We start from the raw sequence: 2,001 nt of genomic DNA on the forward strand, positions 1-2,001 counted from the left end.
TGTCGGTGACCACCAGGATCGACGGCCGGTTGTCGCCGTGCAGGGCAAGATCTATCGCGCTCAGGCCCATGGGCCCGGCTCCAGCGAGGATTGCCATGGTGCCGCCCTCTCTGATTCCCTGCTGATGGACGTACTCGCCGGGCTTGAAATGGTAATTGGTCTTGATTCCACCGATGATGCAGCAGACCGGTTCGGCCAGCGAAGCCTTGAAATAGGATGCGCCGTCATAATCGAGCAGGCACTCCAGCTCCATCACCTCGCGGGGTATCACGATCCGGGTCGCATGTCCGCCGATAAAAGGGAAGGAGTAGCCCGGCGCCATGTGCTCCTTGCCCGGAATGTTTAACTGAGGCTGGATGCTGTATTTCCGGCCGGCGTGGAACCGTCCCTGCCATTTCTTCCCGACCTGGAGCAGACGTCCGCAGAACTCGTGGCCGAGAATGATCGGATGCTGCGCGACATCCTGGGGGACACGCTTGTGGTCGGAACCCTGCGCCGCGGCTTTATGATCCGACATGCAGATGCTGTTCGAGACGATATCGGCGAGGATGGCGTCGTCTCCGATTTCGGGGAGATCGAACCGTTCCAGACGGAGATCATTCTTCCCGTAAAGCCGCAAAGCGAGGGTCTTCATGAGGTTCTTTTCCTTTTAGGCTTGAGTTGTCAAAAGATATGCCTGATTATGGTACATTCATTCGCGGGTAACAAGGATAAAGCATGTATACGATACTGATTGCGGTCATGTTCGGGTTTTCGGTGGGCGGGGCCTTGGGGTTCAGCGACACGGCGGGGCCGGGTTGGAGCGTGGTGTGGGGTGTGCTCGCCGCATTGGCCCTCCAAGTGGCGGCCGGCTTCTGGCTGAAGCGGAAGGTCGAGGCGGGGATGAAGGCGGTGCAGGATATCCTGCTCGCCGGTCAGAAGCGCCTACAGGCCAAGGTCAGCCAGTGGCAGTTACGGCCGCCGGGGAGTCAGAAACAGGCCCAGATCGAGCTCGAACGCGAGCAGCGCAAATCGGTCGATCTGGCGTTGGAGGCGTCAACCGGTCTTGAACGCTGGCGCCGCTGGAGTCCGTTGCTGGGCAAGCAGATTACGACGCTGCGGATGCAGCTCTATTACCAGATCCAGGATTTCAGAAAGGTCGATGAGTTGATGCCTCGTTGCCTGTTCATCGAGCCGGTGACCGCCGCCATGAAGCTGTCGCGGATGTATCAGCTCAAGGATCCCGGTCTGGAGGCTTTCTTTGAGAAGCAGGTCAAACGAATCCAGAGGTTCGGACGGGGTGCGGATGCCGCGATTCTGTATGCGGCCTATTCGTGGATGCTGGTGCAGCGGGGGGCGGTGGATCAGGCGCACAAGATCCTGATCCGCGGTTGTGAGAAGGCGGAGAACGAGACGCTCAAGCGCAACCGTGACCTGCTGGCGAATAACAAGATCAACCACTTCAACAATGCGGGATTGGGCGATCTCTGGTACGCGCTCTGCCTGGAAGAGCCCAAGGTCAAAACCCAGCGCCAGCGGTTTAACGGTTCTCGGCCGTTCTGACGGGAGCGGCGGCTTCAAGGCGCCATTCTGGCGCCTTGAGCAGAGGCCGTCTGCCGAGTGTCCAGCGTCGCGACCCATTTCAGAATGGCGGTCCGGACGGTGTCGTTATCGGTGGTTCTCGCTAAAACCTGTTCCAGGTCGGCGCACATCCGCTCAATCTCGGCTGCCGGGCATTGGGGGACCTTGCCGACGAAGACGCGGGCGTGATCCGTCCGGACCACCGATGTCTCGCTGAGATCGAGTTCCTCATGGAGCTTCTCCCCCGGTCGGATGCCCGTGTAGGTGATGGCGACATCCTCATGCGGACGGAGACCCGAGAGCCGGATCATCATTTCGGCCAGATCGAGGATCTTGATGGGCCGTCCCATGTCGAGCACAAAGATTTCGCCCCCTGCCGCACAGGCCGTCGCGTGGAGAACCAGACGCACGGCCTCGCGCGTGGTCATGAAATAACGCGCC

Annotated in this window: 3 protein-coding genes; 1 reads left to right on the plus strand and 2 read right to left on the minus strand. The window is 60.1% G+C overall.

Features of this window, described 5'->3' with window-relative positions:
* A partial coding sequence (locus tag FJ222_12740) for an L-sorbose 1-phosphate reductase (protein MBM4165288.1) occupies positions 1–634 on the minus strand: 634 nt, incomplete at its 3' end.
* A gap of 83 nt (positions 635–717) precedes the next feature.
* On the opposite strand from FJ222_12740, the gene FJ222_12745 reads away from it, so the two are divergent.
* Complete coding sequence (locus FJ222_12745) at positions 718–1,542, plus strand: hypothetical protein (protein MBM4165289.1); 825 nt, start codon at positions 718–720, stop codon at positions 1,540–1,542.
* A gap of 14 nt (positions 1,543–1,556) precedes the next feature.
* Here FJ222_12745 and FJ222_12750 read toward each other — a convergent pair.
* On the minus strand, positions 1,557–2,001 hold a 445-nt coding region (locus tag FJ222_12750; GenBank protein MBM4165290.1), incomplete at its 5' end, for a polysaccharide biosynthesis protein.

This window comes from Lentisphaerota bacterium (assembly GCA_016873675.1).
GTDB lineage: Bacteria > Verrucomicrobiota > Kiritimatiellia > RFP12 > JAAYNR01 > VGWG01.

What these genes read in the sequence shown, in the direction of transcription:
- FJ222_12745 (MBM4165289.1), top strand. Translation starts at nt 718, where the DNA reads ATGTATACGATACTGATTGCGGTCATGTTCGGGTTTTCGGTGGGCGGG.